Origin of the sequence: Fulvivirga lutimaris (assembly GCF_009711525.1) — a bacterium.
GTDB classification, from domain to species: domain Bacteria; phylum Bacteroidota; class Bacteroidia; order Cytophagales; family Cyclobacteriaceae; genus Fulvivirga; species Fulvivirga lutimaris.
Genome location: NZ_SMLV01000183.1, coordinates 1 through 3,165 on the forward strand (window position 1 = coordinate 1; position 3,165 = coordinate 3,165).

The 3,165-nt window shown below is 36.6% G+C and carries 3 protein-coding genes and 1 pseudogene; 3 read left to right on the forward strand and 1 reads right to left on the reverse strand.

Annotated elements, in window-relative coordinates; genetic code table 11:
- Positions 1 to 168: 168 nt before the first annotated feature.
- Genes E1140_RS01565 through E1140_RS01575 form a run of 3 tightly spaced genes read left to right on the forward strand, consistent with a single transcriptional unit; the run spans position 169 to position 2,780 of the window.
- Positions 169 to 867, forward strand: coding sequence for an ABC transporter ATP-binding protein (locus E1140_RS01565; RefSeq protein WP_155178338.1), 699 nt, complete (start codon positions 169 to 171; stop codon positions 865 to 867).
- Positions 864 to 1,646 carry an ABC transporter permease gene (locus E1140_RS01570; RefSeq protein WP_155178340.1) on the forward strand — a complete coding sequence of 261 codons (783 nt, stop codon included), beginning with the start codon at positions 864 to 866 and terminating at the stop codon, positions 1,644 to 1,646. The genes E1140_RS01565 and E1140_RS01570 overlap by 4 nt, the downstream gene beginning before the upstream one ends.
- Positions 1,647 to 2,780 (forward strand): hypothetical protein, encoded by a 1,134-nt coding sequence (locus E1140_RS01575; RefSeq protein ID WP_155178342.1) that lies wholly within the window; start codon positions 1,647 to 1,649, stop codon positions 2,778 to 2,780. It abuts the gene before it with no gap.
- Between the two features lie 60 nt (positions 2,781 to 2,840).
- Here the strand turns inward: E1140_RS01575 and E1140_RS21290 are convergent.
- A pseudogene (locus E1140_RS21290) lies at positions 2,841 to 3,165 on the reverse strand (hypothetical protein); the annotation flags it as partial.

Sequence of the window (3,165 nt, forward strand, 5' to 3'; positions counted from 1 at the left end):
GCCTTACAGACCGGTAAAGTTATTTTCCTATATTGTTAACCAAACCCCTGAAACCATTATTTTGCTGAGAAGCCTTTTCGTTGACATTATTAATTTTTCAGAAAGAGTCTCACCGGTTTTTACTCCGGATAAATTAGTTGATGAATCACCTTCAATTCGTATTTTTTAATGATATCGATTACAAATCTTCAAAAGTCATTTGGTAAGCTCACCGTGTTAGATGACCTTAATTTCAACCTTAATAAAGGTGGTATTTATGCCATCCTAGGCCCTAATGGATCAGGAAAAACTACATTCCTTAAGGTGCTCTTAGGCATGGTGATACCTGAAAAGGGAACAGTACTCTTCGATAATGAAGATATCTCAAAATCAACAAGCTATAGACAAAAGCTAGGTTATTTGCCACAGATAGCAAGGTTCCCGGATAATATTACTGTGAATGAGATTATTAACATGATCATAGACATTCGTCAACAGCCTGCTGAGCCGAAACCTTTGATAAGTCTCTTTGGCTTAGAGTCATTTTTAGACAAAAAGCTGGGTAATTTATCAGGAGGTACAAGACAGAAGGTGAATATAGTTTTGACATTCATGTTTGAAACCACTGTGCTCATACTTGATGAACCTACAGCCGGTTTAGATCCTGTTTCGCTTATTAAGCTCAAAGAGCTGATTGCAAAAGCTAAAGCACAAGGTAAAATCATACTCATTACTTCACATATTATGAGCTTGGTAGAAGAGCTTGCAGATGAAATAATATTTCTGTTGGAAGGTAATATTCACTTCAAAGGATCGCTCGGTGAATTAAAAGAGCAAACCAAGGGTAAAGATTTAGAACATGCCATAGCTTCATTACTACAGTCATGATAAAAATATTAAAATACAGCTTTTCAGACCTTATGCGCAGTAAGTGGAGTTATATTTACCTTGCATTTTATTTGGTTTTGGGCTTTGTCTTGCTGTTCCTTAACAATGACATTTCCAAGGCTATAATCACCCTGATGAACCTTGTTGTAGTGCTTACACCACTCATAGGGACCATATTTGGGATTATGTACTTCTATAATTCCAGAGAATTTACGGAACTACTACTTGCTCAACCTGTTAGTCGTTCAAAAATATTCTTAGGTCAGTACTTGGGTATTGCACTTTCGCTAAGCCTGAGTTTGGTCTTAGGTCTGGGCGTTCCGTTCTTGATTTATGGTTTATTTCAATCAACCGAGATTTTTAATTTTATGATGCTCTTGGTTTCAGGTGCATTTCTAACTTTTATTTTTGTTGCACTATCTGTCCTTATTGGCCTTTATAATTCTAATAAGATAAAGGGATTCGGTTACGCCATACTCATGTGGCTATTTTTGGCGGTTATATACGATGGTGCGCTTTTAATAGCCATGGTTATCTTCCGAGATTACCCATTGGATAATCTAGCCCTTGTGACCAGTTTTTTTAACCCGATTGATTTATCTCGAATTATGATTTTATTGAAACTGGATATTTCTGCACTTTTGGGTTATACAGGTGCTCTGTTTCAGAAGTTCTTTGGAACTAACACTGGTTATGTAGTTTCCATGTTGATCTTGCTGCTTTGGGTAGTAGGCCCCGTGGTAATTATGCTCCAGAAGTCTAAAAGTAAAGATTTTTAAGTGAAGGTCTGGTCAAAAATAGCATTGATATACCTTGTTTTGGTAGGTATTATCGGATTACTGTTAAGATATTCATTCGTTGGTGATACAGGATTTATCTTCCAATATTTAAAACACGCTCATTCACACGTTGCTTTTTTAGGCTGGGTATTTAACGCACTTTTTGTACTCATTATCCATAATTCTGTATCAAAATTAACGTCAATAAAATGGCAGTTTTATCTCTTTCAATTGTCAATTGCAGGCATGATGATATCCTTCCCATTGCAAGGGTATGGAGCTGTGTCTATAGCTTTTAGTACCGCTCATATTTTTATATCTGTTTGGTTTTATTTCTCTGTTATTAATAGGTTAAATGATTCTGATCCCGGAATGAGGTGGGTGAAAATTGGAGGCTTTTATATGCTTATTTCTAACATAGGACCATTAATGCTGGCCCCAATTATGATATTGGGGCTAAGAGATAGTTTTTTGTATCAGTACTCATTGCAGCATTACCTGCATTTTCAATATAACGGTTGGTTCATTACAACTATCATTGGTTTACTGATTAAGTTTTTTAATCCGAAGTTGAATGAGAAACTCTTACTTTTATTACTAGCCTGGTCAACTATTCCTTTATTGTTCCTTTCCGTTGAGCTTATTGAATCAAACTTTATTTATAGACTTATTGGGGGAGTAGCAGCCGCAGCTCAGGTTATTGGTTCTATTTGGTTGGCAGTAGCCTTACTAAAGGCGGTTAATAGTGAAAGTAAGTTCATTAGGCTTGCAATAGGCACAGGGCTTATTTTCTTTGTTATTAAATGTCTGATACAATTGACAGCAGTATTTCCTAGTCTGTCAGCTGGTTTTATACAGTCTCATAATGCCGTTATAGGTTATTTGCACCTGATATTTTTAGGGGTTATTACCAACCTGTTGGTCACACTTTTCTTGAAAGCCTCTTTTATAAATACTACCACACTTTCCAAAACTGGTTTCTGGCTGTTCAATCTCGGCTCCATAGCGATGATTTCGATATTGATCTTAAGTCCATTACAGATAGTACAACCCTATTTTATGAACCTGTTTCTCAGTGCTTGTCTAATTGTTGTTGGAATGATTTGCCTTTCAGAAAGAAGGCTGTTTTCATGATAGAAAGCTCTAATTCAATCTGTTGCTTTTTTGGTGTCGAGGGTGGTAATTTAGTAAGTACTACTCAGCATACCCCTCATTGTTAAAGTCAGGAAATTGCTTCTTGAGGTTGCTGTCCGATGGTTTTTTAGGGTTGTCCCAGCCCGCAGGTAATTCTAAAAGTATTAATTTCTTATCATTAAGCGCAGCTTTTAGTTTGTCTATATCAGCATTAAATTCGGAGTTTCTCCTAACCGATTTTAAGGCGTATTTTCTTGCGAAGTTATCACCATCACTTTGCAGCTGATTTCTTAAATCTATATTGATCTTTAGGCGTTCGAGCAGCGCATCTTTCGATCTGCCGATAACTTCAGTTGCCTCAAGGGTTCCTAAAGTAAGTACAGCA

Excerpts from the sequence above, each read along its gene's own strand:
- E1140_RS01570 (WP_155178340.1), top strand. The coding sequence starts at position 864 with ATGATAAAAATATTAAAATACAGCTTTTCAGACCTTATGCGCAGTAAG.
- E1140_RS01565 (WP_155178338.1), top strand. The coding sequence starts at position 169 with ATGATATCGATTACAAATCTTCAAAAGTCATTTGGTAAGCTCACCGTG.